Here is a 24508-nt window from a genome sequence, read left to right on the forward strand (position 1 = left end):
TCCCACCACCGGCAACGCTACAGCGGCCGTACCACTCCGAGAGGGGGTTGGTGCGGCCGCCGTCGCGTTTCGGCCGCCCTGCCGATCAGAGGATGGTCAGCATTTCATTGTAGGTGGGCAGCGGCCACATGTCGTCGGCCACGATGGATTCCATCTTGTCGGCGATGGCACGTGCCTCGGTCATCGCCGGGATCAGCGTGTCCAGGGCATATTTCGCCTCGGCCTCCACGTCGTCGCCGCCGAAGGCGCCGATCGCCTCCTCGATGGTGGCGAGTGCGCTGTTGAAGTCCTTGACGTACTTGTTGAGGGTCAGCAGCATCGGCGTCTCGGTCTGGATGCCCGCGGCGAGCAGTTGGGCGGCGGTACCGGCGAGTTCACCCAGGTACCGGATCGCGGCGGGCAGAATCATCGTCTTGCCCACCTCCAGCGTTTCCTTGGCCTCCACCAGGATTGTCAGCGCGTACTGCTCGAGGACGACGTCCTTGCGCGCCTGCAGTTCCCGATTGCTGAGAATGCCGTAGTCCGACAACAGATCCTTGATCTCGGGCTTGTCGTACTGGGCGATGGCCTCGACCGTGGTTCGCAGATTGAGCAAACCACGCCCGGCGGCCTCGTCCTGCCATTCCTGTGAATAACCGTCGCCGTTGAACACGACCATGCCGTGTTCGACGATGATCTCTTCGAGGACCTTCTGCACGGCGTCGTGGAATGCGGTGCCCGCCTCGATCTCCCGCTCCAGGAAGGACGCGACGTGGTCGATGGATTCGGCCAGCATCGCGTTGATCGCGATCATCGGGTCGGCGATCGACTGGTTGGAGCCGGGTGCGCGGAACTCGAATCGGTTACCGGTGAACGCGAACGGGCTCGTCCGGTTGCGGTCACCGGCGTCGGCCTTGAGCGGCGGCAGGGTGTCCACGCCCAGTTCGAGAACGCCCGACTCCTTGCTGGCCTTGGCGCCGCCCTTGGCGATCTGGTCGAACACGTCCATCAACTGGTCGCCGAGGAAGATCGAGATGATGGCCGGCGGGGCCTCGTTGGCGCCGAGCCGGTGATCATTGGAGGCCGAGGCGATCGAGGCGCGCAGCAGCCCGCCGTACTTGTGTACGCCCCGGATGATGGCCGCACAGAACACCAGGAACTGCTCGTTGTCGTGCGGGGTGTCGCCGGGGTTGAGCAGGTTGCCCTGATTGTTGTTGCCGAGCGAGAAGTTGACGTGCTTGCCCGAACCATTGACCCCGGCGAACGGCTTCTCGTGCAGCAGCGCCACCATCCCGTAGCGTTCGGCGACCCGCTTCATCGTCGTCATCATGAGCTGCTGGTGATCGTGGGCGAGATTGGACTTCTCGAAGACCGGGGCGATCTCGAACTGCCCGGGGGCCACCTCGTTGTGCCGGGTCTTGGCCGGGATGCCCTGCTTGAACAGTTCCCTGTCGAATTCGATCATGAATGCCAGCACCCGCTCGGGGATGGCGCCGAAGTAGTGGTCGTCGAACTCCTGGCCCTTGGACGGTTTGGCGCCGAACAGGGTTCGATTGGCGACCGCCAGATCGGGACGGGCGTAGTAGAAGTGGCGGTCGATCAGGAAGTACTCCTGTTCGGCTCCGGCATAGGAGACCACGGTGTCCACGTCGGTGTGCCCGAACAGGGTGAGCAGGCGCATCGCCTGCTTGCTCATCGCCTGCTGACTGCGCAACAGCGGTGTCTTCTTGTCGAGGGCCTCACCGGTCCACGAGATGAAGATCGTGGGGATGCACAGGGTGTTCCCGTTGGGGTTCTCCAGTATGTAGGCGGGGCTGGTGACATCCCAGCCGGTGTAGCCGCGGGCCTCGAAGGTGCCGCGCAGGCCACCGTTGGGGAAGCTCGACGCGTCGGGTTCGCCCTGTAGCAGCGTCTTGCCCTGGAACTCCGCGAGGGAGGCGCCGGTGCCGTCGGGTTCGAGGAAGGAGTCGTGCTTTTCCGCGGTGAACCCGGTGAGTGGGTAGAAGACGTGCGCGTAGTGCGAGGCGCCCTTCTCGATGGCCCAGTCCTTCATCGCCGATGCCACGAAGTCGGCGAGCGTCGGGTCGAGTGGTGCTCCGGTGTCGATGGTGGCCGCGACGGCCTTGTACACGTTCTTGGGCAGACGCGTCTTCATCACCGGCAGGGAGAAGACGTTGCGGCCGAAGGTGTCGGCGAGTGGTTCGGGGAAACCTGGCGCCGGGACCGAGTAGGTGGTGATGGCCTCGATGGCCTGACGACGCGATGTGCTGCCACTCATGGGAGCTCCCTTGGTGCGGTGGGTGATGCCGGAAGCTGACGCTATGGCGACCCCGTACCGTGGCCATTTCCTGAGTGTGACGCCCGTGAAAACATGCCGACCACCGCCACGGCGGCAAGTGGTGTATCTCATACCGGGAATCCGCGCCAACAATGCGGGGTGTGTCGGACCGCACAGTGGACTCAGTTACCATCGCAGGCACTTGTTTTTATCAAATGCGCTTGGTCTATCACATGCAGTGGAAAGGGCCCGACCGTGACGAAGGTACGCCACGAGGCGAAGACGCAGGTCCCGCGCGAACGGGTGTTCGCCTACGTCGACGACTATCGGAGTGTCCCGGACTGGATGTTCGGGGTCAGCAGGTTCGAACCGGTGACCGAGAAGACCTCCGGTGTGGGATCGGTCTTCGACGCCTCGATGAAGCTGGGTCCCAAGACCCTGCACACCACGCTCAAGTGCACCGAGTGGGTGCGCGAGGAGAAGATCGTGCTGGAGTCCGTCGACGGTTTGGACGTCAGTTGCATCTGGTCGTTCGCCGGGTCGGCGGAGGAGACACGCGTGGTCGTCGAGGTCGACTATCGTCTGCCGGGGGGCCTCGCCGGACGTGCGCTGGGCGCGATCGTCGAACCGGCTATCGCCGGGGCGATCAAGCACACCGAGTCCGAGCTGATCAAGGGTCTGACCGCCGCCGGTGCCGCCTGAGGGCGGCCGGTCAGGTCTCCAGCAGTTGCCGGATGATCATCGGGGCCACGCCCCTGGCCTCGGGCAGGGCCAGCGTCATCGCCCAGTTGTGGATGCCGCCCCGTCGCAGGTCGAACCAGATCTGTGATCCCGGCGTCGCCGCCGCCTTGCGGGACAGCGCGAAGGAATCGACATAGAGCAGATCCACCGAACCGCTGTAGACGAACGTCTGCGGCAGGCCGCGCAGGTCGCCGAACAGTGGGCTGACCCGACGATCGCGGATGCTGAGATTGCCGGCCCAGAGCTGGGCGGTGGCCCGCATCCACGGAATGTTGAGCAGCGGATCGAAGTACGGGGTGGGGGCGGTATTGGACATGGTCAGGTCGAGCCAGGGCGAGGACAGCACCAGTGACGCGGGTACCGCCCGGTGCTGGGTCACCAACCGCTGGGTCGCGGCCAGCGCGAGGCCGGCCCCCGCGGAATCGGCGAGAACGCTGACGTTGGCCGCGCCGTAGGTGCTCATCTGTTCGGTGAAGAAATCGGCCATCATCGGCACCGCACCGGCGGCATGGGCGGTCGGCGCGTTCGGATACAGCGGGACGACCACCGTGGCGCCGGTGGCACGGACCAGGTTGAGATAGTACGACCAGTGCATTGCCGTCGCGGGGAGCACGAATCCGCCGCCGTGGACGGCGATCACGGTCCGGTGCCGGTACCTGGTCGCGGCCTCGCTCGTGGGTGCGCCAGCATTGCGCTTGGGCGTGATCCGCCACACATTCCAGCCGCGGTAGTTGTCCACCTTCATGTCCGCGCCCGACACCTCGGTGGTCGGTGGCCGCTCCGGATCGGCGGCCTCGGGCTTGTCGGTCGGTACCGTGGGCTTCTTCATCAGCGGTGAGAACAATTGCAGGGCCGTGACGCCGGAACGGGTCAACGGCGAGACCGAGCCGGTGAACTTCGGGTTCTCCGACGCCGGTTGCATGCCCGATTCGGGCGTGGGCGTCGACGTCGCCGCACCGGCTTCGGGCTGCTGGGGGGCTGCGATCGCCGGGGCCACCGCCAGGGGTGCGCCGCTCAGGAAGATCGTCGCGCCGAGTGCCGCCGTCAGCATCCGTGCCGGACTCCGGCGCACGTCCGGTTTCCGGCGCGTGCCGGAACGGGGCTGGTCGTCGGCGATCACTCCGTCGTGTATACCAGGAAATTCGAAACAGGAGGCGTCGATGACCGGAGTCAGTGATCGCCGACCGGGTCGGCGCGACCGCGCGCCAGGGCCTGGCGTACCCGGCGTTCCCCCGGCAGCGGGATTCGCGGCCGGGCGACGAGATATCGGCTGACCGGGGTGCGCAGCAGCAGATCGACGAGCAGCAGCGACAGCGCCAGTACCGTGATGATCAGCACGACCGCCCGGGCCACGGGCGCGCCGGGGAACCACTCGAACAGCTGGCGGAAGAACCCGGTGCGGGCCAGGATGTCGAGGATCAGTGGGTGCGCCGCGAACACCCCGAAGGCGCGCAGCGTGGCCCATGACACGAACCGCGCCCCGCTGCGTTTGCCGGTTCTGCGGCGATCGTCCCACAGCGTCGCGCCCAGCCACAGCAGGGCGAAACCGCACACCAGCCACGGCAGATGCGCCGGATTCCACGGGGTGTTGGCCTGCAGCGGCACGTGCCCGGGGGAGGTGGCCAGCCAGTACGCGGTCACGCTGAGCGCGGCCGAGCCCAGCCCGCAGGCCACGACCAGTCGCACGTGCGATCGCAGCCACGTCTCGACGGCTTCGTGGTGGTAGGCGGCGACGGCGCCGATCGTGATGAACAGCGCGTACATCGGCAGGGTCTTCCACAGGTGCAGGAAGATGTTCTGCCAGAACGGCGGGAGTGGGCGCGGCGTGTACTGATACAGCGCGAACATGCCGAACTGGACCACCGCGCCGCCCGCGATGACCCGCCACGGGTGGTCGGCGAACCGTTCGACGATCTTGCTGATGAGTGGGAAGAACAGATAGATCTGCATCGAGATCAGCAGAAAATACAGCTGGTACTTGCCGGTGCCGCTGATCAGATCCTCGCCCAGATCGGCGAACCAGGTGCCGGTGGAGGGGAACGGATTGTTCCTGATCACCAGGTGGTCGGTGATGGCGTAGATGATGGTCCACAGCAGATACGGCCACAGGATCAGGCCGAACCTGCGGCGCCAGAACTGCGTGGCGGTCATCGTCTTGCCGCGCATGCTCAGAACCAGCACGAACAGAGTGACCGCCACGAACCCGTAGCGGGTCAGATGCAGCAGCGTGCCCGCCAGATGCGACCCGCGGGTCACTTCCGGGCCGCTGTTGATGGCGTTGACGCTGTGCGCGACCACCACGCCGGTGAATAGGGCTACCCGGACCAGGTCCGCGGTGTAGGCGCGCCCGACGCGGGCCGCGGCGCCGGCCTTGCGGTCGGGGCGGTCGTCCGGAGCCGGACTGATCGCGATGCTCTGGTCGGACGCGGTGGCCGGGCCGGACGCGGTGGGCTGGGTCTGCGGGGTGGGTTGCACGTGCACCTTCGTGTTGCTTACAGGTCGCAGTGCATGAGTTTACGTGCGTGCGGCGGGCTCCGTGGTCACCCGGTGGGGATTCAGGACTTGACCAGGCGTGCGATCGCCGCGGAGGCCTCGCGCAGTTTCTCCTCGGCCTCCGGTCCGCCCCGGGTGGCCGCGCCGACCACGCAGTGGCGTAGGTGGTCGTCGAGCAGGGCCAACGCCACGCCCTCCAGTGCACTGGTCAGGGCCGAGATCTGGGTGAGGATGTCGATGCAGTAGACGTCTTCGTCGACCATCCGGTGAATGCCCCGCGCCTGGCCTTCGATTCGTTTGAGCCGGGCCAGGTAGCGGCCTTTGTCGGCGATGTAGCCGTGTGCGGCGCCCGAATGGCAGGCGTCGGTACCGGGGTCCGGCGCGGGTGTGGCGGTGTCGGTGGGCGGGTCGGTCATGGCGGGACATCCTCGGTTCTGGGGGGATGAGACAGACCGCCATCATAGCCCCCGGGGGTATGGAATGCCGGTACGCGGGACACTTGCCGTATACCCCATGGGGGTATACGCTGAAGCCGTTCACGACGACTGGCGAGGAGATTCACGATGACCGGTGCGACCACAAGCGAATACCAGGTGACAGGCATGACCTGTGGCCACTGCGAAATGTCTGTCCGCGAGGAGGTCGGCGAGATCCCCGGTATCGACGCCATCGAGGTCAGCGCCGCCACCGGCCGGCTCGTGGTGACCGGCGACGGAACCGTCGATGACGCCGCGGTACTCGCGGCGGTCGACGAGGCGGGTTATTCGGCGGTGCGTATCCCATGAGCACCTGGCGGCGCCTGGCGTTGTTCGCCGGCGTGCTCGTCGCGGTCTTCGCGGTCGCGTTGGGCGTCGCGGCGGTGACGGTGCCCGACAGCGCCGTCGACTCGTGGCAGCAACGTGCCCGGGATTCCCATCAGGAGATGTCCGGCGGTCATGACTCCGGCGACGACCACGCCGCGGCGTACAACGGGGCGCCGGCCGAGATACTCGATGGGACCGTACTGAGCCGCGACGGATACACGCTCGGGCCGGTGCGCGCGCCGTCGACGGTGGATCGGCCCGGCGAACTACGGTTCACCATCACCACCGCCGGCGGCGAGCCGGTTCGCGACTATGTCCGGACCCACGACAAGGACCTGCACCTGATCGTGGTCCGGTCCGACGGGAGCCATTTCCGCCACGTGCATCCGGTGTTCGACGCGTCTTCCGGCGAGTGGGCGTTGCCGTGGCGGTGGGAGGCCGCCGGCAGCTACCGGGTGTTCGCCGATTTCACGCCGGATACCGGCAGCGGTGTGGTGCTGGCCCGGACCGTGGACGTCGCCGGCGCGGTGACGCCGGTGCCGGTGTCACCGCGCACCGCCGATCACGTCGACGGTTTCGACGTCACGTTGACCGGGGTGCCCGCTGTCGGCCACGACACCCGGCTCGCGATCACCGTCACCCGCGCCGGAGCGCCGGTGACCGGTCTGCAGCCGTACCTGGGTGCGTTCGGTCATCTGGTGGCGTTGCGCGAGGGCGACCTCGCCTACCTGCATGTCCATCCCGAGGGTGCCGAACCCCAAGTCGGGCAGACCTCGGGCCCATGTGTCGACTTCAACACCCGGGCGCCGAGCGCCGGACGCTACCTACTGTATTTCGACTTCCAGGTCGACGGTGTCGTCCGGACAGCCACATTTGTCACCGACGCGGGCGTCGACTGAGTCACCGACCCACCGATCGGTTCGGAAAAGAGAGGTCCTCGCGATGAGTACCACCGCATCCACACAACCCGGCGCATCCACACAACCCGGCGCATCCACACAACCCGGCGCATCCACACAACCCGGCACCGGGGCGAGCTATGACCTCGACATCACCGGGATGACGTGTGCCTCATGCGCCAATCGCATCGAACGCAAACTCAACAAGCTCGACGGCGTCGAGGCCACCGTCAACTACGCCACCGAGAAGGCGAAGGTGCGCGCGCCCGCCGACCTCGATCCCGACGTGCTGATCGGTACCGTCCGGGATGCCGGCTACGACGCGAGTCTGCCCGCACCGCGGTCGCCCGCGACCTCCGAGGAGGTCGCGGACCCGGCGGACAGGGAGCTGGAGTCGTTGCGGCACAGGCTCATCGGTGCTGTCGTGCTGACAGTGCCGGTGATCGCGATGGCGATGGTCCCGGCGTGGCAGTTCACCAACTGGCAGTGGGCCTCGCTGACATTGGCCGCGCCCGTGGTGATCTGGGGCGCCTGGCCGTTCCACCGGGCCGCGGCGATCAACCTGCGTCACGGCGAGGCCACCATGGACACGCTCATCTCGCTGGGCACGCTCGCCGCGTTCGGCTGGTCGCTGTACGCCCTGTTCTTCGGTGACGCGGGCGAACCCGGCATGACGCACGGCTTCGAGTTCTCGTTACAGCCGTCCGACGGGGCGTCGAACATCTATCTGGAGGCGGCCGCCGGGGTGACGATGTTCATCCTCGCCGGACGCTACTTCGAGAAGCGGTCCAAGAAGCAGGCCGGTGCCGCGCTCTGTGCGTTGCTCGAACTGGGCGCCAAGGACGTCGCGGTGCTGCGCGACGGTACCGAGGTCACGATCCCTGTCGAGGAACTGTCGGTCGGTGACTCGTTCGTGGTGCGGCCGGGGGAGAAGGTCGCCACCGACGGTGTGGTGGTCTCCGGCGAATCCGCCCTGGATATGGCGATGATCACCGGCGAGTCGGTGCCGGTGGAGGCCGGGCCCGGCGACCAGGTGGTCGGCGCGACCGTCAACGCGGGCGGACGGCTGGTGGTGCGCGCCACGCGCATCGGTGCCGACACCCAGCTCGCACAGATGGCACGCCTGGTGGAGGACGCCCAGAGCGGCAAGGCGCCGGTGCAGCGGCTGGCCGACCGCATCTCGGGCGTTTTCGTGCCCATCGTCATCGTGATCGCCGTCGGCACGCTCGGCGCGTGGCTGGGTGCCGGTTTCGGCGTGACGGCCGCATTCACCGCCGCCGTCTCGGTGCTGGTGATCGCCTGCCCCTGCGCACTCGGCCTGGCCACCCCGACGGCGCTGCTGGTGGGTACCGGCCGCGGCGCACAGCTCGGCATCCTCATCAAGGGCCCGGAGGTGCTGGAGTCGACACGCCAGGTAGACACCGTCGTCCTCGACAAGACCGGCACCGTCACCACCGGTGTCATGACGCTGGTCGACGCCGTGTGCGAGCCGGGTGTCGAGCGCACCGAACTGCTGCGGTTGGCCGGAGCGCTGGAGGACGCGTCCGAGCATCCGATCGCCGCCGCCGTCGCCGCCGGTGCCCGCGCCGAGGTCGGCGAACTGCCCGCGGTCGAGGGTTTCACCAACCTGGAAGGCCGGGGGGTGCGGGGTGTCGTCGACGGCAAGGCCGTCGTCGTCGGCCGGGAGGCGTTGCTGGCCGACTGGTCGCAGACGTTGAGCGCCGAGGTGGCCGCGGCCAAGGCGGACGCCGAACACGGCGGCAAGACGGTCGTCGCCGTCGGCTGGGACGGCGCGGCCCGCGGCATCCTGGTGGTTGCCGACACCGTCAAACCGACCAGCGCCCAGGCGATCACCCGGTTCACCGAACTCGGTCTGACACCGGTGCTGTTGACCGGCGACAACACCGCCGTCGCCCGGCAGATCGCGGCCGAGGTGGGGATCGAGCAGGTGCACGCCGAGGTGCTGCCCGCCGACAAGGTGTCGGTGATCGCGGCGCTGCAGGCCGACGGCAAGACGGTCGCGATGGTCGGCGACGGCGTCAACGATGCGCCCGCCCTGGCGCAGGCCGACCTCGGCCTGGCGATGGGCACCGGCACCGACGTGGCGATAGCCGCCTCCGACATCACCCTGGTGCGCGGTGACCTGCGCAGCGCGGCCGATGCGATCCGGTTGTCCCGTAAGACCCTGCGCACCATCAAGTCGAACCTGTTCTGGGCCTTCGCCTACAACGTGGCGGCCATCCCGGTCGCCGCGCTCGGCATGCTCAACCCGATGCTCGCCGGTGCCGCGATGGCCTTCTCCAGTGTCTTCGTCGTCGCCAACAGCCTCCGGCTGCGCACCTTCCGCTGATCGCGACGCGAGAGTCATCCGTTCGTGATCGTCAAGGTTTACTCGGACGAGATGGAGGTCGAGGAAGGCTCGGTCGTCGCGCCTTCCGTAGCTTGCTGACGTACTGGGCGGGCGACACGACGTCCACATACGTCCCGATGGAAGGTGCGTTTTGGCGGAACGGCCCATCCTTTGTCACGATCACCTTGCGTGACATGTGGTCGTCGCCGGCGTCGACCGCCGTTCGGTATACGCATCCATCTTCGTGATCAAGTGGTGGGTTGCCCATCGGGATGGTGATGTCACCGACAGTGCCGCCGCCGGTGTCTTCGAGTACCTCATATAGGAAGTCTTCGACAAGACCTTCGGCGGTGGCCTGTGTCCAACGGCGCCCTGTCTTGTCACGGACAACTTCGATAGCCTTCGAAATCACCAACCGGTCGATGTGGGCGCTGGTCCACACTTCGAGTCGCTGAGTCCCTGAATCGTAGAACCCTGTGCGGCTCATCGCGATTGCGCGTAGGCAGTCGTATCGAACGTCGGGGTGGGGCACGGGCAGACTATTGACGCTACCTGCGATGGCATCAAACTCATCCCAACTGAAGGGCTGGGTGATCAGAGTCGCGACATCAAGCCACACGTTGACGTCGAAGACGACGATGCACTCGGGTATCGGCACTGTCCCGGCCTACGACCGGCGGCTCCCGAATCGTCGGCGCTGGGTGTGAACAACCCCGTAGTTGAAGTCCGGGTTCGGCACCTCATATTGGCCATAACCCACGACCGGTGCTTCGGCGTCGCCGGTGGTTCTCGCAGATCCAAGGTCTTCACGCGCTCGGAGGAGATATGCGGATGTCAGCTGCCAACTGTCATCCGGATCGTGGCGCGCGGACGTAGTCCGCGACACGTCCACTGAACTCATCGATCCCCCTCGTCTCGTCCTGATACGTAGTCGCTGAGTAACGCTTCGGCAATCTGCGTCGTGGTGTTCTGGAGAGCGGCGATACTTGCCGTCACATCTCCGGCCGAGCCGACGTGCGCAGTTGCCATGTGGCGAATCCAGATATTTGAGTATAGGCCAACCGGGGGTGCGGTCCACCGGGGAGGCACCAGGTGAAGGGTATCGGTGTCCAGCGCGTGTCCGTTCACACGTGACTGCTCTGGGTGCCGTATGCGAGTCAAGAGCTCGTCGTCGCATACGACTCCCCACTCAACTTGCACCCGCAAGTCGGCGCTGGTGAGATCGATCAGATTGGAGCCGTCCGCCGGTTCCAGACCGATCGATGTGATCGCAGCTGCTCCGCCGAGCGCTGACCGTGCGGCGTACGAAGCTCGCTCAGCGTCGTAGTCCCGGCCGTCGAGGGGGGAGACGCCTGCAGACGTGTAGCTGTCCAGGATCACGTCTTTGGGTGACAGGACTTCCAGCACACCTTCAATCGCGGTCGACAGTTCGATCAGATCCAACCCCCCGAGACCGGAGTCCACCGTGAACCCCTGCCTCGTAACAGCGATGCGCAGATCAGGCGACAACACGGCGACACCGATCTTTTCGCCGTCGTCAAGGCTGGCAACTGGCTCAAGGTGTGTCTCGAACCATTCGAGCAGATCTGCGCAGCGCCGCGTGTAGGTAAGGATCGGTGGCCAGAGGAACCGGCAACTCGTCACCCACCTGCGGTACATACCTCCAGAGGCTACCTGCCTGCCGAACGGTGATAGCAACCTCGGTGCGACTCGCACCTGCTCCGAGAATGTCAGAGGTGGCCGTCACAATGGGCGCGTCCAGCTACCGCCTGACGCGGTGGCGTGTCTAGATGGTTGATTCCTTGGACGCGGTCAGTGGTCGTACGCGATCAGGGATCGTTTGGTGGTGATGCCGGTGGTCCAGTTGTGCCAGATGCCGGCGGACATCGCCAGGAGGCGTTGACTCACTCGGGCGAACACTCCGTGGGTGGTCCGGCCGCCGTGTTTCTCCAGGCCGAGCTGCCCTTTGAGGGTCTGGTTGACCGATTCGATCCACTGCCGCACCCCGCCGAGGTTGCCGTTGCGGTAGGTCTCGTCCTTGCGGTCCGGGCGCAGCAACCGCAGGCCCATCGCGGCGGTTGTGGCAGCGAACGTCTTTCCGGAGAAGCCCTTGTCGGCGAGCAGCACCTGCCCGGAGCGGATGAGGTGGTGATCGCGTTCGAGCAGCGCGGTCACCACCTCGCGTTCACCGATCTTCGGATGCGCCAGGCACCACATGATCGGCATCCCGTCGCCGGCGCACACCAGATACAACTTCAAGCCCCAGTAGAAACGCGAGTGTGACGCGCAGTAGCCGTATCCGGCGTGCCCGGCCAGGCCGGACCGCTTGACCGTTTCCCTTGACATGCCACACGGAACCGGGGTGGCGTCGGTGATCCACAGGTCGTCGAACCACGACGGTGAGAGCCGTGCCACCGCCTGAATTGTCTTGCACAGCAACCCTCGTGCAGCCCTGACACGCTTGTTGTAGTCGGACTGGCCCGGCAGATACGGGAACAGTGCGCGCAGTTGCTCGTTGCCGTGGACGTGCCGGATCCAACGCCGTTCACTGTCGAACCCGAGCAACACCTGCGCTACCGCGAGCGTGAGCAGTTCGGCATCGGAGAGCAGCGGGCGCCAGCCGCGTCCCGAGCGGGGTTCGACGACGTGGTCGTCGATGAGGACATAGAGTTCAGTCAGGAGGGTTTCGAGTTCTTTCGTCACACATTGATCTTGAAGCCCTCCGCCTACCTCGTTGCCGACGGCACCTTCAAGGAATCAACCATCTAGTGGTCATCTCCGTTAGTTCGTCGGGGGTCACGCCGCTTGGCGGAGGGTGCCGTCGTTGTTGAGTCGGTTGAGGTGGCGGTTGAGGTGGTCGCGGGTGTATTTCCAGCCGAAGGGTTCAGCGTTCTGGTTGTAGCGGTCCTCGAAGGCGAGGATTCGTTGCGCGAGGTCATCGAGGTCGGTGAAGTCGCCGGTGGTGATGGCTTTGCGTTGCAGGATCGAGAAGTAGATCTCGACTTGGTTGAGCCACGAAGCGTGTACGGGCAGGTGCACCAGGACCGCGCTGGGGAACGCCTCACGCATCCGGTCGATCGATGCCTGCCCGGCGTGGGAGGAACCGTTGTCGACGATCCAGAACACCCGCTTCGCTGAGGCATACGGTTCCTGGGTCATCACTTGTTTCACGAGGTGGGTGAACGGCACGATCCCGGTCTTCGGTGCTGTCATTCCATGCACCTGGGCGTGGTGGACGTCGTAGGCAGCGAAGTAGGCCAGCGTGCCACCGCGGCGGTACTCGAACTCGACTCTGCGTGGTTGCCCTGGTGCCGCGGGTGTTTCGGGGTGACGCCGCCTGAGGGCTTGCAGCTGGGACTTCTCATCGGCGCTGATCACGTATTCATCAGCGCCGAGCTCGACACCGTTGTACTGCCGTTGGTACAGGTCCAGCACCGGACTTGCTTTGACCGCGAAGTCGGGGTCGCGGGGAAAGATCCAGGACCGATGCTGCCACGGCTTGATCGCATCGGCGGCCAACCACCGGCCGATCGTGGACGGCGAGACTGGCCGCACCAGCCCGGCCGCAACCGCGTGTGTGCTGAGTTCGGCGGTCGACCACCTCGTTAACGGCAGATCGTGGTCGGCCGGTCGCGTGCACGCGAGTGCTTTGACCTCGGCAACCTCGACCGGGGTGAACACCGGTGGCCGCCCTGATCGGGGCCGGTCCTTAAGCCCGTCAAGACGCTGCACGCAGAAGCGATGTCGCCAGCGGCGGGCGGTGTCCTCGCAGACCCCCACGTCGCGGGCAATCTGGGCGTTCGCGACACCGTCAGCAGCAGCGAGCACGATCCGGGCACGCAGCAGATCGCGATGGGGGCATTTCGCGGCGTTCGCGCGGCGTGTCAGGACATGTCGTTCTTCATCGGTGAGGACCACGACGTCAGCACTGGTGAGAGTCACATCCATTTCTGACGCTCCGAGCCGCCGGAGGCCAAGACGCCACGCCGACACCGAACAGATCAAGGCAGCACATGACGATGCCACGATGATGAGAATCATGGCGAAGATCCCCGACTCGACCCAGACCTCGCTACGGCAAAAGCTCCTGGCCCGCGCCGCCGAACGCTGGCCCCAGATCCAGACCCTGCACACCCGCTACCGTGCGGGGTTCGCCTACATCGACGCCACCCTCACCGACGGCGAGGAGGTGAAGCTATGCCGGCTGCGCTACGCCGGATCGGCCAACCAATGGGGCTTCGCGATCTACCGCGCCAGCCACAACGACTACGAACAAGCCGTCCTCCCCACCGGCTGGCCCTCAGGCACCCCCGAGCAAGCCCTCGACACCGCCTGCGGCCTCTACCTCAACGACCCCACCACCTGGCTCCCAGACCCCCGACGAACTAACGGCGATACCCACTAGTGGGAGGTGTGGGACATGTTTTCCTCAACGGGAGTGGTGGTGCATCCGCGCAGGTGGCAGTGGGTGTTGGCGAAATGCGCGATCGTGATGGACATGATGGCCGTAGGCGCGCTCATCGTGGTGATGCTGATACGCGCTGTACTACTGATGTTGCCCTTCCAACTGCCGGAGCAGTTCGGGTGGGTTGCCTGGTACCTGGCCGCATTTGCGGCCTTGACCGTCCAACTTGCTGCCATCGCACTACAGGTCGTGCTGTCCACGGTGCTCGTCAGTGGTGTTCCCGGCACGGCGCCCGGCACCTGGCGAGAACAGATCGTAACTGTGATTCGCGTGCGCGAGATTCAGTTGATGGTGCTGGCGTACGGCGGGATGTCCGTGGGGGCTCTGGTGCACTCCCATGCCGGTCACCCGGCGGCAGTCGTGGCGGCGGTGATCCCATTTCTGGTGTCGTTGAATGCGTTCAAACTGTTGCTCGATGATGTGCGAACCGAAGAGCCACTGCGGAAACATCCCTCGATCATCGATCCCCGAGTGGGGCTGGCCTACGATCCGTCGCCGGAGTTCGTCGGGTCTTTCTGGTACGATCCCGCGCAGATCCGGACCCTGTCGACGGCCAAAGCGTGCTTGTCGATGGTTGAGCAAGCGCGTGTCGTCAGGTGGGCGGTGCACGGGACGACGCTGGTGATTTCGGCGGTGGTTGTGCGCGAAGTAACGGGTGCGGAAACGTGGGCCGACTCGTTCTGGCTCTTGGGTGCGGTCGTTGCGACTTCGCTCGTATCGCACGTAGCTGACGGACATACCGAACTCAGAGACCTCCGTAGACGATACCGCGAATGTGTAATTCGGTTAGAACGGGAAGCGGTCGAGTAGGTACCCCGCCTGGGTCGCGCGTGTCCACGAACGTAGGTCAATCACAGAGAATCGCGAGGGAGCAATCGAACTGTCAGAACAGTTCTTCGGGCAGTGTGGTTCCTGGGATGTGGCCGACCGATCCTCCGTGTCCCTGTAGCTCATCGACCTGCTCTTCGAGTCCGCGGGTGCCCCTGACAGCTACCCATGTGACCAGGCGTACTTCGTGTTTTTCGATGTCCGGCAATGGGTCCCGAGGAGGTGGGGGAGTAATGCCGGCCTCGTCGAGGATTTCGGCGATCAGCTGGATGCGCTGTTCGTCGGTGGCACCCTGGTTGAGCGCACTGCGCACCTGCCGCGTGACCTTCGCGGTGGGAACGGTGCGTAGTCGGTTCGCCAATGATGACTGCTCATCCTTGCCGAGGTAGCGGCCCTTCCTGAGCACCAGTTCGTAGGCGTTGCGGAACGAGAGGGGTAGGTCGGGTTGAAAGGCGTTGGGGTCGGTGAGTTCCTTCCATGTCGCGTAGGCGTCGTCACGCGCGGCCTCCCAAGCATCGAAGGCGCGGTCGTAGACTTCGTCGGGCAGCCAGCGCTCGGCCGTGGAGCTCTGTGGGTCGGCGACGCGCAGTGACAGTAGCGTGTCGGGCGAGATGATCGGCCGACCCTGGTCGTTGTGTCGTACGGTCCAGTCGTTGTCGACCGCGACGTACCGGAACCACGGCGTGGTGCTGCTGCCCATCTTGACGCAGAAGACGTAGCCGTTTCCCTGGACGGCTGGGTTCACAAACCCGCTGCCCGACGTGAAGGGGAGTGAAAGGACTTCCGCTCTCAGGCTGCGTTCCATGGTGAATGATCTGGAGAGGCGACGCCGGTACTCCTCGCCGGACAGTGACGCACTGGCTCCGCCGGCGTCGAGGAGCTTCTCGAACTCATCGATCACCTGATCGTCGGTCAGGTTCACTTCGTGGCCGGGGCCGCGCCCCGGCAGAACCTGGCCCGCACCGACAGCGGCGTCGGCGAGGGCCAATTTGGCTTCCAGTCGCGCTTCGAGGGCGAGCAGCGCATCGAGACGCTCGGCAGGAAAGAACAGGCCCAGGCGGACGTAGTCGTGTTTCGAGCCGATCCGGTCCACGCGGCCGTGACGCTGGACGATCCGCATCGGATTCCACGGCAGGTCGTAGTTGATCATCTGACCGGCCTGCTGGAGGTTGACGCCTTCGGCCAGCACATCGGTGGCGAAGAGGAGATCGAATGCATCCTTGGCGGTCGGTTGACCCGCGGCATTCTGAGGCCCGGCTGTCACGGGCGCGAATCCGGCGATCGTCGCGGCACGACCGCCCTGGTCGACGCCGCCGCTCGCGCCACGTTCGTGTGTCTTGGCGTACGAGCCCATGATCGGCGGTGCCACGCGCCCCTTGTAGTCCGCCAATGGTGATTCGGCTGGTGCGTTCTCGATCGCGGTCACTACCGCTTCGTGGACGGGCAGGATCGTGTCGGTGAAGGCTGAGAAGATGATCACCTTGCGACGGTCGCTGTGCGAAAGCCCGCGAGGATCGATTCGCCTCGCGTCTGTCGCGATTGCTGTCAGTTGCTTGATCAGCGTCCTGATCTTCGGCTCGGTGCCCTGGACGACGGACTCGGCGAGATCGCGGAGCCCCCTGAGCAACGCGATGTCGGAGGCGACATCCGTCTCGAGTGCGTCGAGGTGATAGTCGTCGGTAGATTCGATTTGCTGGTCGTTGTCGAACTCGGTGACGAAGGCGTCGAGGTCGTCGGACTCCGAGGACACCCATTCGCTGAGCGCATCGCCTCTGAGTACGTATCCCTTGTCGAGTACGTCCAGGAATACTTCATGTGACTCGATCATCTTCGTCAGCGAGGCATACAGTGCTTGCGGACTGGACTCGAGCCGCTTGAGCAGACCGGACCGCAGCAGGCCGGCATTGGTGATCTGGTACTCCTGCAGATCGTGTTCGACGGTGTACATGCTCGACAGGTAGCGCGCGAGCATCAGCCGCCCGGGGTCGCGGCTGCGCACCTCCCACGCTCTCGGTGCCGAAGGGTCGGTGGGATCGTCGAGGGCGTAGACCATCGCGTCGATGAGTGCGAGACCGTTGTCGTCGAGGTCGTAGTCGATGCGGCGGACCTTGGCCTGCGGGAACCTGATCGGGGTGAGCTTGCCGTCGGGACTGGTGATCAGTTCGTTGGTGTAGTGCTCCTTGACGAACTTCCTGGTGCGTCGGACGGCCACCTGGTCCATCAGATCGAACAGATGCTCCGGAGTTAGATTGGCCGGGTCGACGTTCTGGGCGTGCTTGATGTACTCGTGAATACTTGGGATTCCGAGTGAGGCGAAACGTGCGTCGTCGCGAATGAAGTACTTGACGAGGGTTTCCAGGTCGTTGAGTGAGTTGTTCACGGGTGTGGCGGTCAACAACACCACCCGCTTCGGACTTCCGGCCGTGATGACCCGATCGACCGCGCCTGAACGCTGAGCCCCCGAATTGCGCAGGTTATGCGCCTCGTCGATGACCACCAGCGAGTAGTCCTCCACCTCCTGAAGGAATGCGTCGGTCGAACCCTTGTCGGGATCGAGGCGGTTGCGGATCTCCTCGTAGGAATAGACATCAACCCATCGACTGAAATCATGTGCCTTCAGGAACGGCTCCCACATCGACGACTTCAATGCCGCCGGCGCGACGATGAGAACCCGCTGCCGGTTCACATTCGCAGTGCGATAGATGACCTCGCCGGCGAGAAAGGTCTTGCCGAGGCCGACCTCATCGGCCACGAGCACACCACCATGCTCCTCAAGTAGACGTTCCATCCGGACGACGCCGTCAGCCTGAAAACGTGTGAGGTTCAGGCCCGTTCGGATGAGCGGGTCCTCGTCGGCATCGAGGTGCTCGCCGTACAACTCCCACAGCATGCGCAGGTAAATCAGCCACGGCGTATGCGGATCCCAGCGACGGCTGTAGAGCGCGGCCAAATCGTACGGCTCGCTCTGCTCCCAGAAGTGATCGAACCACTCGCGCACCTTGCCGGCCGCCCGTGTCCCGCCACCCGTGCCGAGGTTCAGTTCGGCGTTGTGGGCCAGACCCGCATAGGTCATGTTCGATGACCCCGCGATCGCCGCCTGCGTTGACGCGTCCTCGACGAGGTACGTCTTACCATGCAGGAACCCGTTCGTGTAGCGCCGCACCTCGACCTTGGCGACTCCATCGAGGTCCACGCTTTGGAGCCATTCGACCATCCGCCTGCACTCCGCAGACGGCACGCGCGCGAATCCCATGGTGTCACGTTCGGCTTCCAGCCATGCCTGGTGATGCTGAATAGCGGTATCGCGGCGGGCATCCTGGTCGGAATCACCCGACGTGATCGCACGAACCGAATCCTCCTCCGGCTCGGCACCCAACAGTAGCCGCACCCGAGGTGCGGTCTCCAACTCATCTGCGAGGAGCGCGAATCCGGCCGGGTTGATGTAGGCCGTGGCGATCGCGATCGGTGGTGCCGTGACCTTATTCTGCCGCAGCAACCGAAACAACTCGTTAACCGTGTCAGCAACCGTGGTCGCCGCATCGCTCGGAGCGTGATTGGTGGCGAAATCGGGCAACTGGGTCACACCGCTACCGCACTTTCAGTGAGCTTGGCGCAGGCTGCCAGGAAAATGTCATCGGGGTAGCCCTTGCTGGTGAAATCCTCACGAATGGCTGAGAAGTCGGTGAGGGTCAGTCCGTATCCGTGCGCGACGACCGCATCTATCCCCGCGATGAGATCGTTCTTCGTGCAACCGTTGTACGGGGACTTTTGGGCTCGCTCGGCGACGTCAATATCGCCAGCCAGACGAGTAAATCCCGAATGGGTGAGGAGTACGGCTACACGGCTTGAAATCGCAGCGATATCGCTGGGACTAAGGTTCGGTACCGGAAGATTGTTGATCACCGGTGCCGTCACGTGACGGTCCACGAACCTTCGTGCCCACCAATCTTCGACAACGGAATTGAATAGACCGAGGACGGCGAGCCTTACGTCTTCGGAAGTTCCGGGCAGGTGGGCGAATGCGTGAACATATCCCTTATTGTAGATCCACCCTTCGTTCGGCAGCGCCGTCGCGATCAGTGTGCGAGTGTCATCGGACCGACTGGGGTGGCGGAACAAGACCACCGGGTGATCTGCGCTGATGGTGGCGCACCTGTTGGAATTGGTGTTAATTCCCCGATCTTTGTTGGCGATGCCGTCGAAGTCAGTGATGAACTGCTTTATGGCAGCAGGGCGCAATTCGTATGCGTCTGCGTGTCGAGTCATCATTACCTTCCATGCTCCAGGTTCATCGATCCTGGACGCAAGCCCTCGGTCCGGACCGCTTCCTCGGAAATCCCACCGAGCGTCGTGCACTCCTTGCGCCCACGATCCAGGTCTGGAGATTCGGGGATACTTGCGCATTTTGTCGAACACCTCGCGGTCGCCAGGATTGTTGAACCACGGGATTGCTTTCGAGTCCGACATTGACGTTAGCTCATCGCGTGTAAAAGCCAGAACGGAGTTGTCTCCAATGGCACGAAGGTCCTTCGCGGATTGGACTACCCCGACTCGGATCGGATCTCCTTGAATTTTGGAGGCATTAAGCAGAACGACTGCGTAGCGGGGTTCGACCTTCTCGAAGAGCCATTCTGCCTTGTTTCGCGCTTGGACCACCAGGACGTCGTGTCGGTCCAGAATCTCTTTCCGGAGATTCTTCCACCCGCTGAGCACTGAGAACTGTCGTGGAAGCACCAGTCCGATCTCGCCGGATGCAGACACAGTCTTTAACGCGCGCTCAAGGAAGAGCTGTGCGAGTTCGAGGTGGGTGCCGCCCCTCCATGCGAATGACTTCTTGAAGAATTCCTGAAGCTCCTGGCGTGAGCGTGCTTCCGCATCCTCCTCGGCTGCTTCTACAGGGCGAGACGTGCGGAGATGTTTAATGCGCTCGGCTCGCTTCACGTCAGGCAGTGCGATGAGGCCAGGGTCGCGCACTGCCCAGAACGAGGTGGGTTCATGCCTGACTTTCTCCCATGGCGGGTTTCCGAGTACGACATCGAAGCCGCAGGTGGCGCGTAGAAATACCTCGGGGAAGAGGTAGGGCAAGTGCGCTGGGACCAATGGGTGGAGAACCTCACCGGGTGCTGTGGCCTGAGTCAGTCGGCTGACGTGCTCCGGCCGAGTGATACTTGTCGACCATCTTCCCATGCGGACGGCGACAGCTGCGTCGAAAATGCGCTTGGCTGGTTCAGCTGCATTGCGTGCACGCTCGAGGAGGTCGGCGGACTTCTGGACTTCCGATTTCGTTGCTTCCGCCGCATTTGCCATGTCCAGGAGCAAGGGTTTGGATGACTCAAGGTAGTCGGTGAGGATCGTTCTTAGCCATAGCTGGTAGCCTCCGCGATTTGGCTTCTGCGTGGAGTGCTCGGAGAACAGCGAGTCAGCGGGTTCGAAGAGTCCATCTCCAAGACCGGCAGCACTGAGGGCGGAGCCATCAAATGAAGCTGACACACCTACAAGTGCATCGACCGCTTCATCGATGGACCCAATACCCGTGAGGCTGTTCGCGTTCACGAGACCGTGGTCGAGGTTGCTCATGGGAAGGCCCGGAACGAAGGTGTGAATCCAGAGGGCGAGACGAGCAAGCTCAACGGCCATGGGGTTGATGTCGAGGCCGTAGATGCAGCGCCGGGCAACCTGACGACGGAGCAAGCCGACTTCATCGACCTCGGACTTGGCGACTTCGTCGGTGCCGAGTGCGTCTCGAGCAACAGTGCGGAGCCGGAGAAGCTCTTCGGTCACGCCGGGCACAGTGTGTTCGGTGAGGAAGTCCCGCATGAGGGCTTCGATCTTGTCGACGGCGGCGACCAGGAAATGGCCCGAACCCATCGCGAGGTCGGCAACGCGGAAGTCAAAGAAGTCACGGGCGGCGGCAGCCGCATCACCGTCTTTGAGATATGTGGCGATCTTGTCGAGGTGCGTTGTGAGCGCGGGTACGATTGAGCGTTCGATCAGGTGATCGACGACAATCTTGGGTGTGAAGTACGAACCTGTCGCTTTTCGCTCACCGGAGGCAGTGTGGAAGTAGACGGAACCTTTCGGTGCGGTGACGGCATCGCCCCGCTTGGCAGGTGCCCATGCACCGTTCTTGTCGACTGTGAGGTCTTCCGCTGCGAACGATAGGGAACTTTCCAGCAGACCCTCGTAGATGGTGCCGAACTCACGGACGCTCAATGACCGGAAATCGACCGGCCCGAGCGCATCGTCGGAGCTGACATCTATGAGCAAGCTGCGCAATGCTGGCCCGAGCACGTTGTCGGGTAGCGCGATCTTGCTGATGAGCGCCCCTTCAGGCGACCGAGCGGGGTCATTCGAAAACAATCCACCGTTGTAAGCCGGGATCTGCCACTGCGGGTTGCCCTGGTCGATGGCATTCCACACCTGTACAAGGTCGAGCCAGATTGTCGAAGCATCGCCGAATGTATGGATCTCGGAGTCGAGGAGACGTTTCGCATTCGTCTTTAGGCTATTCGCGTCGAATCCCGCGTTGCGTCTTGCGGGCAGGAGGCCACGATCCTCCGCGTATGCCTGGAACAGGAGCCGGAACAGGATTCGCAGCGTCACACGATAGGCCATCGCCAACCCGTCGGCGTCGAGGGTGACGCCGGCGTGCTTGGTGAGCCGACCCGCGACGTCGACCGCGAGCGGTGGCACGATCTCGTCGTAGACGCGCTCCCGGAGTCGGGCGCCAAGGTCAGATGCGTAGCGCGCACTGTCGCGTAGCAGCTCGTCGGCGGTCCCGTCGGCGGCGAGAGCATCTGCGGAGAAGACCAGCGGCAGGAGTGCGGCGTAGTTCGAGTCGATGGCGGAGAGGTCGATCTCAAAGAACGTTTCCGACTGCCCTTTGGACCCGACACCGACACCATCGCGGCCGGGGTAGAGCCGAATCTGGTCCTTCCGGAGTACAACGAGCCACGGTGTCTCCTGCCGGGATGCGACAGCAAGGCCGAAAGCTACCGGTGAAAGCTGGAATCGGGGAGTCTTCGCGTCGAACTGTTCGGAGTCATCGAGCAGAACGGCAACTGCGCGGGGAGGTCCGGGGGGGGGCTTACCGTCAACAGCATGGTGCCGTTCGGGCCGGGTTGAGTACCGAAACCGAGCGCATCGATGAGTGGTTTTCCACGTTTGCTCAGAAGCGGAGCGGCTCGCTTGCGTTTGGACTCCCAGTCTGTGCGCTCGGGGGCGTTCTGGGTGACGTGATGTGATGCGAACAGGCCGCTGTTGGTGAAACCTGCGACACCGGTCGAATCGTCGGCCTTGCGGAAACCGGCGTATCGTTCCGTGGCGTCGAAGAGGTCGGGTTCATCGAGTACGGATTGGAGCTGTCGCTCGGCTTGATCGACCGGGAGCTGGACGGCCTGCGCGTGTGGGTCTGGACCGAACAGGTGGACAGTGTCACGATCGATCACCGCGACCACGAGTTGGATCGACATCTTGCCCTTCCGAGCGATGAAGAGTTCGCGGAGCTTACCGCGTGTTGGCGTGCTTGCCGACGTGGCGACGGCGACCTGGAAGCCGCCATGTCCCTGGGGGTCGGGGCCTATGTACACCTGGCCCAGGGAGATGTCGCTGGGAGCGGCTGCTTCCTTCCAAGTCACGACCATATCGGCGGTCAGGCGCACAGCTCATCCCCTCAACTCATTGCCGTTCAGTACGGCCGCACTGAGACGAACACTAGCAATCGACGAACTGGGTGTGCAGAACTCTCGACGCAAAGTCTCAGCAGCGTGGTGCGGGGGCACGCTATGCACCCCGCAGTCCTCGCGTACACTCCATGAGACTGAATGCGATGGGCATGCCCGCGCCTTCCGTCAGTACCCGCTCTCGTAGCTCAGGGGATAGAGCACGGCTCTCCTAAAGCCGGTGTCGCAGGTTCGAATCCTGCCGGGAGCACTCTCGCGTTCGTGCCGGCACCCGGTCGGCGCGCCACCATCAGGCGTCGGAGCGCACCGAACAGTCCGGAGTGCAGGTGCGCGCAGCCTCATCACAGATCGTTCTCGTCACCGGCGCGTCCAGCGGGATCGGTGCCGCCGTCGCGCGGGAGTTCGTCGCCAGGGGACACACCGTGTACGGCACCAGCCGTAATCCCGATACCGTCGCCGACCCGGTGCCCGGTGTCACCTACGTGCGTCTGGACAACGCCGACTACGCGACCGCCGACGCCGCGGTCGAGCAGATCGGGCGCATCGACATCCTCATCAACAACGCCGGAGAGTCGCAGGCGGGCGCCATCGAGGACACGCCGATGGACGCGGTCGAGGGTCTGTTCGCCAAGAACGTTTTCGGGCCGATAGCCCTCACCAAGGCGGTACTGCCGGGGATGCGTGAACGCCGGCACGGCACGGTGGTCATGGTCGGCTCCATGCTCGCGAGCTTCCCGGTGGCCTTCCGGTCGACGTATTCGGCGGCCAAGGCCGCGCTCAAGGCGTTCGCCCTGGCCACCCGGCGCGAGGTGGCGCCGTACGGGATCAGGATGATCAGCTTTGAACCGGGCACCATCGCCACCGGGATCGGCGGGCGGCGCAGCGTCCACATCGGCGAGCATTCCCCGTACGCGGACGAGTACGCCGTCGTCGCGGCCGCCACCGCCCGCAACGAGCAGTCCGGCATCACCGCCGAGGCCACTGCGCGGGCGATCGTCGAGGCGGCGCTCGCCGACCATCCGAAACCGTTCTACGCCAAGGGAAATTCTGCTCCACTGGTGTTCCTGGCGAGTCGTCTCCTGCCGCGTGAGCTGATCCTGTCGATGACCGCCCGCAAACACGGACTGTCCTGGATCAGGCCGTGAGCGTCCCGGTTGCGATACGGGTCATCGGCATCGGCCCGGGTGGTCCCGGACATGTCACCTTCGCGGCCGCCGAGGCGATGGCCGGTGTCGACGCATTCCTGTTCCTGGACAAGGGATCGGCCAAGCATTCACTGCTCGATGCCCGCCGGGAGATCCTCGATCGGTATGCGCCGCAAGGGTACCGGATGATCGAGATAGCCGACCCGCCGCGGGACCGCGACCCCGACGACTACGCGACGGAGGTGCGGCGCTGGCATGGTGCGCGGGCCTCGGTCGTCGAACGGGTGCTGCTCGAAGAAGTGGGTGCCGGTGGGGTCGCGGCATTCCTGGTGTGGGGTGACCCGGCCCTCTACGACAGCACGTTGCGCATCGTCGAGGACATCACCGGGCGCGGTGTCCTCGCACCCGAGGTCACCGTGCTCCCCGGCGTCACCAGCATCAGCGCGTTGACCGCGGCGCACCGCATTCCGCTCAACCGGATCGGGGAGCCGATCCACATCACCACCGGCAGGCTCCTGGCCGACACCCCCGCGGGTGCCGACACCAACCAGGTGGTGATGCTGGACTCGTACCTGGCCTTCCGGGAGACCGCCGATCCCGACGACCACATCTGGTGGGGTGCCTACGTGGGCACCCCCGACGAGATCCTGATCAGCGGCCGCGTCGCCGACGTCGCCGACCGGATCGCCGAAACCCGCGCCAAGGCAAGGGAATCGACCGGTTGGTTGATGGATGTCTATTTGCTGCGCAAGGAATCCCGCTTCGCCGGTTGAGGTGCGAGTCTCGCGCTTGTTCCGGAAGTGGCCAACTCCGCCCGACTCCGCCGGTTGAGGTGCGAGCTTGCG

The 24508-nt window shown here is 64.6% G+C and carries 19 protein-coding genes and 1 tRNA gene; 9 read left to right on the top strand and 11 right to left on the bottom strand.

Annotated elements, in window-relative coordinates; translation table 11 throughout:
- Positions 1-85: 85 nt before the first annotated feature.
- The gene (locus GII31_RS05405; RefSeq protein WP_213247488.1) at positions 86-2257 is read right to left on the bottom strand and encodes a glutamine synthetase III family protein; all 2172 of its coding nucleotides are present in this window, start codon (positions 2255-2257) and stop codon (positions 86-88) included.
- A 255-nt stretch (positions 2258-2512) separates the two neighbouring features.
- Here GII31_RS05405 and GII31_RS05410 point away from each other — a divergent pair, with 255 nt between their 5' ends.
- Entirely contained in the window at positions 2513-2959 is a 447-nt protein-coding gene (locus tag GII31_RS05410; RefSeq protein ID WP_246222115.1) for an SRPBCC family protein, read from the top strand.
- Between the two features lie 10 nt (positions 2960-2969).
- Here GII31_RS05410 and GII31_RS05415 read toward each other — a convergent pair whose 3' ends face one another.
- The 3 genes from GII31_RS05415 to GII31_RS05425 form a co-directional block, all read right to left on the bottom strand.
- Positions 2970-4118 (bottom strand): alpha/beta hydrolase fold domain-containing protein, encoded by a 1149-nt coding sequence (locus GII31_RS05415; RefSeq protein ID WP_213247492.1) that lies wholly within the window; start codon positions 4116-4118, stop codon positions 2970-2972.
- 50 nt (positions 4119-4168) lie between these two features.
- Complete coding sequence (locus GII31_RS05420; protein WP_213247494.1) at positions 4169-5479, bottom strand: acyltransferase; 1311 nt, start codon at positions 5477-5479, stop codon at positions 4169-4171.
- A gap of 74 nt (positions 5480-5553) precedes the next feature.
- A complete protein-coding gene (locus tag GII31_RS05425; RefSeq protein WP_246222116.1) occupies positions 5554-5907 on the bottom strand; it encodes a metal-sensitive transcriptional regulator in 354 nt (117 codons plus the stop codon).
- 147 nt (positions 5908-6054) lie between these two features.
- Between GII31_RS05425 and GII31_RS05430 the strand changes: the two genes are divergently transcribed.
- From GII31_RS05430 to GII31_RS05440, 3 genes are read left to right on the top strand one after another with little or no spacing between them, the layout of a single operon-like run.
- Positions 6055-6276, top strand: a complete 222-nt coding sequence (locus GII31_RS05430) for a heavy-metal-associated domain-containing protein (RefSeq protein ID WP_213247496.1) — start codon at positions 6055-6057, stop codon at positions 6274-6276.
- Positions 6273-7193: a heavy-metal-associated domain-containing protein gene (locus GII31_RS05435; protein WP_213247498.1), complete on the top strand. Its 921-nt coding sequence runs from the start codon at positions 6273-6275 to the stop codon at positions 7191-7193. The genes GII31_RS05430 and GII31_RS05435 overlap by 4 nt, the downstream gene beginning before the upstream one ends.
- Before the next feature lie 43 nt (positions 7194-7236).
- The gene (locus GII31_RS05440; protein ID WP_322974140.1) at positions 7237-9543 is read left to right on the top strand and encodes a heavy metal translocating P-type ATPase; all 2307 of its coding nucleotides are present in this window, start codon (positions 7237-7239) and stop codon (positions 9541-9543) included.
- Between the two features lie 31 nt (positions 9544-9574).
- On the opposite strand, the gene GII31_RS05445 is transcribed toward GII31_RS05440, so the two are convergent.
- The 4 genes from GII31_RS05445 to GII31_RS05460 form a co-directional block, all read right to left on the bottom strand.
- The gene (locus tag GII31_RS05445; protein ID WP_213247500.1) at positions 9575-10201 is read right to left on the bottom strand and encodes a hypothetical protein; all 627 of its coding nucleotides are present in this window, start codon (positions 10199-10201) and stop codon (positions 9575-9577) included.
- Between the two features lie 239 nt (positions 10202-10440).
- The gene (locus GII31_RS05450) at positions 10441-11202 is read right to left on the bottom strand and encodes a hypothetical protein (RefSeq protein WP_213247502.1); all 762 of its coding nucleotides are present in this window, start codon (positions 11200-11202) and stop codon (positions 10441-10443) included.
- Between the two features lie 153 nt (positions 11203-11355).
- Positions 11356-12246, bottom strand: a complete 891-nt coding sequence (locus GII31_RS05455) for an IS982 family transposase (RefSeq protein WP_260840032.1) — start codon at positions 12244-12246, stop codon at positions 11356-11358.
- A gap of 93 nt (positions 12247-12339) precedes the next feature.
- Positions 12340-13491: an IS630 family transposase gene (locus GII31_RS05460; RefSeq protein ID WP_246221877.1), complete on the bottom strand. Its 1152-nt coding sequence runs from the start codon at positions 13489-13491 to the stop codon at positions 12340-12342.
- A 91-nt stretch (positions 13492-13582) separates the two neighbouring features.
- Between GII31_RS05460 and GII31_RS05465 the strand changes: the two genes are divergently transcribed.
- Both GII31_RS05465 and GII31_RS05470 read left to right on the top strand, forming a co-directional pair.
- Positions 13583-13948, top strand: coding sequence for a hypothetical protein (locus GII31_RS05465; RefSeq protein ID WP_213243997.1), 366 nt, complete (start codon positions 13583-13585; stop codon positions 13946-13948).
- A gap of 15 nt (positions 13949-13963) precedes the next feature.
- Positions 13964-14818 carry a hypothetical protein gene (locus GII31_RS05470; RefSeq protein WP_213247506.1) on the top strand — a complete coding sequence of 285 codons (855 nt, stop codon included), beginning with the start codon at positions 13964-13966 and terminating at the stop codon, positions 14816-14818.
- Positions 14819-14891: 73 nt separating this feature from the next.
- Here the strand turns inward: GII31_RS05470 and GII31_RS05475 are convergent, their stop codons facing one another.
- The 3 genes from GII31_RS05475 to GII31_RS05485 form a co-directional block, all read right to left on the bottom strand.
- A complete protein-coding gene (locus GII31_RS05475) occupies positions 14892-18332 on the bottom strand; it encodes an SNF2-related protein (RefSeq protein ID WP_246222117.1) in 3441 nt (1146 codons plus the stop codon).
- 83 nt (positions 18333-18415) lie between these two features.
- Positions 18416-21529, bottom strand: coding sequence for an Eco57I restriction-modification methylase domain-containing protein (locus GII31_RS05480; protein ID WP_213247510.1), 3114 nt, complete (start codon positions 21527-21529; stop codon positions 18416-18418).
- Between the two features lie 299 nt (positions 21530-21828).
- Complete coding sequence (locus GII31_RS05485) at positions 21829-22497, bottom strand: hypothetical protein (protein ID WP_260840322.1); 669 nt, start codon at positions 22495-22497, stop codon at positions 21829-21831.
- A 198-nt stretch (positions 22498-22695) separates the two neighbouring features.
- Between GII31_RS05485 and GII31_RS05490 the strand changes: the two genes are divergently transcribed.
- The 3 genes from GII31_RS05490 to cobF all read left to right on the top strand — a co-directional run bounded on the left by GII31_RS05490 (position 22696) and on the right by cobF (position 24436).
- Positions 22696-22768, top strand: a tRNA-Arg gene (locus GII31_RS05490).
- Positions 22769-22844: 76 nt separating this feature from the next.
- A complete protein-coding gene (locus GII31_RS05495; protein WP_407649894.1) occupies positions 22845-23663 on the top strand; it encodes an SDR family NAD(P)-dependent oxidoreductase in 819 nt (272 codons plus the stop codon).
- Positions 23660-24436, top strand: coding sequence for a precorrin-6A synthase (deacetylating) (gene cobF / locus GII31_RS05500; RefSeq protein WP_213247516.1), 777 nt, complete (start codon positions 23660-23662; stop codon positions 24434-24436). The genes GII31_RS05495 and cobF overlap by 4 nt, the downstream gene beginning before the upstream one ends.
- The last annotated feature ends 72 nt before the right edge of the window (positions 24437-24508 follow it).

Source organism: Gordonia pseudamarae (assembly GCF_025273675.1).
Taxonomy (GTDB): domain Bacteria; phylum Actinomycetota; class Actinomycetes; order Mycobacteriales; family Mycobacteriaceae; genus Gordonia; species Gordonia pseudamarae.

Coding starts and splice junctions, on each gene's coding strand:
- GII31_RS05440 (WP_322974140.1), top strand. CDS start 7,237: ATGAGTACCACCGCATCCACACAACCCGGCGCATCCACACAACCCGGC.
- GII31_RS05405 (WP_213247488.1), bottom strand. CDS start 2,257: ATGAGTGGCAGCACATCGCGTCGTCAGGCCATCGAGGCCATCACCACC.
- GII31_RS05460 (WP_246221877.1), bottom strand. CDS start 13,491: ATGGATGTGACTCTCACCAGTGCTGACGTCGTGGTCCTCACCGATGAA.
- GII31_RS05450 (WP_213247502.1), bottom strand. CDS start 11,202: ATGTACCGCAGGTGGGTGACGAGTTGCCGGTTCCTCTGGCCACCGATC.
- GII31_RS05430 (WP_213247496.1), top strand. CDS start 6,055: ATGACCGGTGCGACCACAAGCGAATACCAGGTGACAGGCATGACCTGT.
- GII31_RS05465 (WP_213243997.1), top strand. CDS start 13,583: ATGGCGAAGATCCCCGACTCGACCCAGACCTCGCTACGGCAAAAGCTC.
- GII31_RS05435 (WP_213247498.1), top strand. CDS start 6,273: ATGAGCACCTGGCGGCGCCTGGCGTTGTTCGCCGGCGTGCTCGTCGCG.
- GII31_RS05425 (WP_246222116.1), bottom strand. CDS start 5,907: ATGACCGACCCGCCCACCGACACCGCCACACCCGCGCCGGACCCCGGT.
- GII31_RS05470 (WP_213247506.1), top strand. CDS start 13,964: ATGTTTTCCTCAACGGGAGTGGTGGTGCATCCGCGCAGGTGGCAGTGG.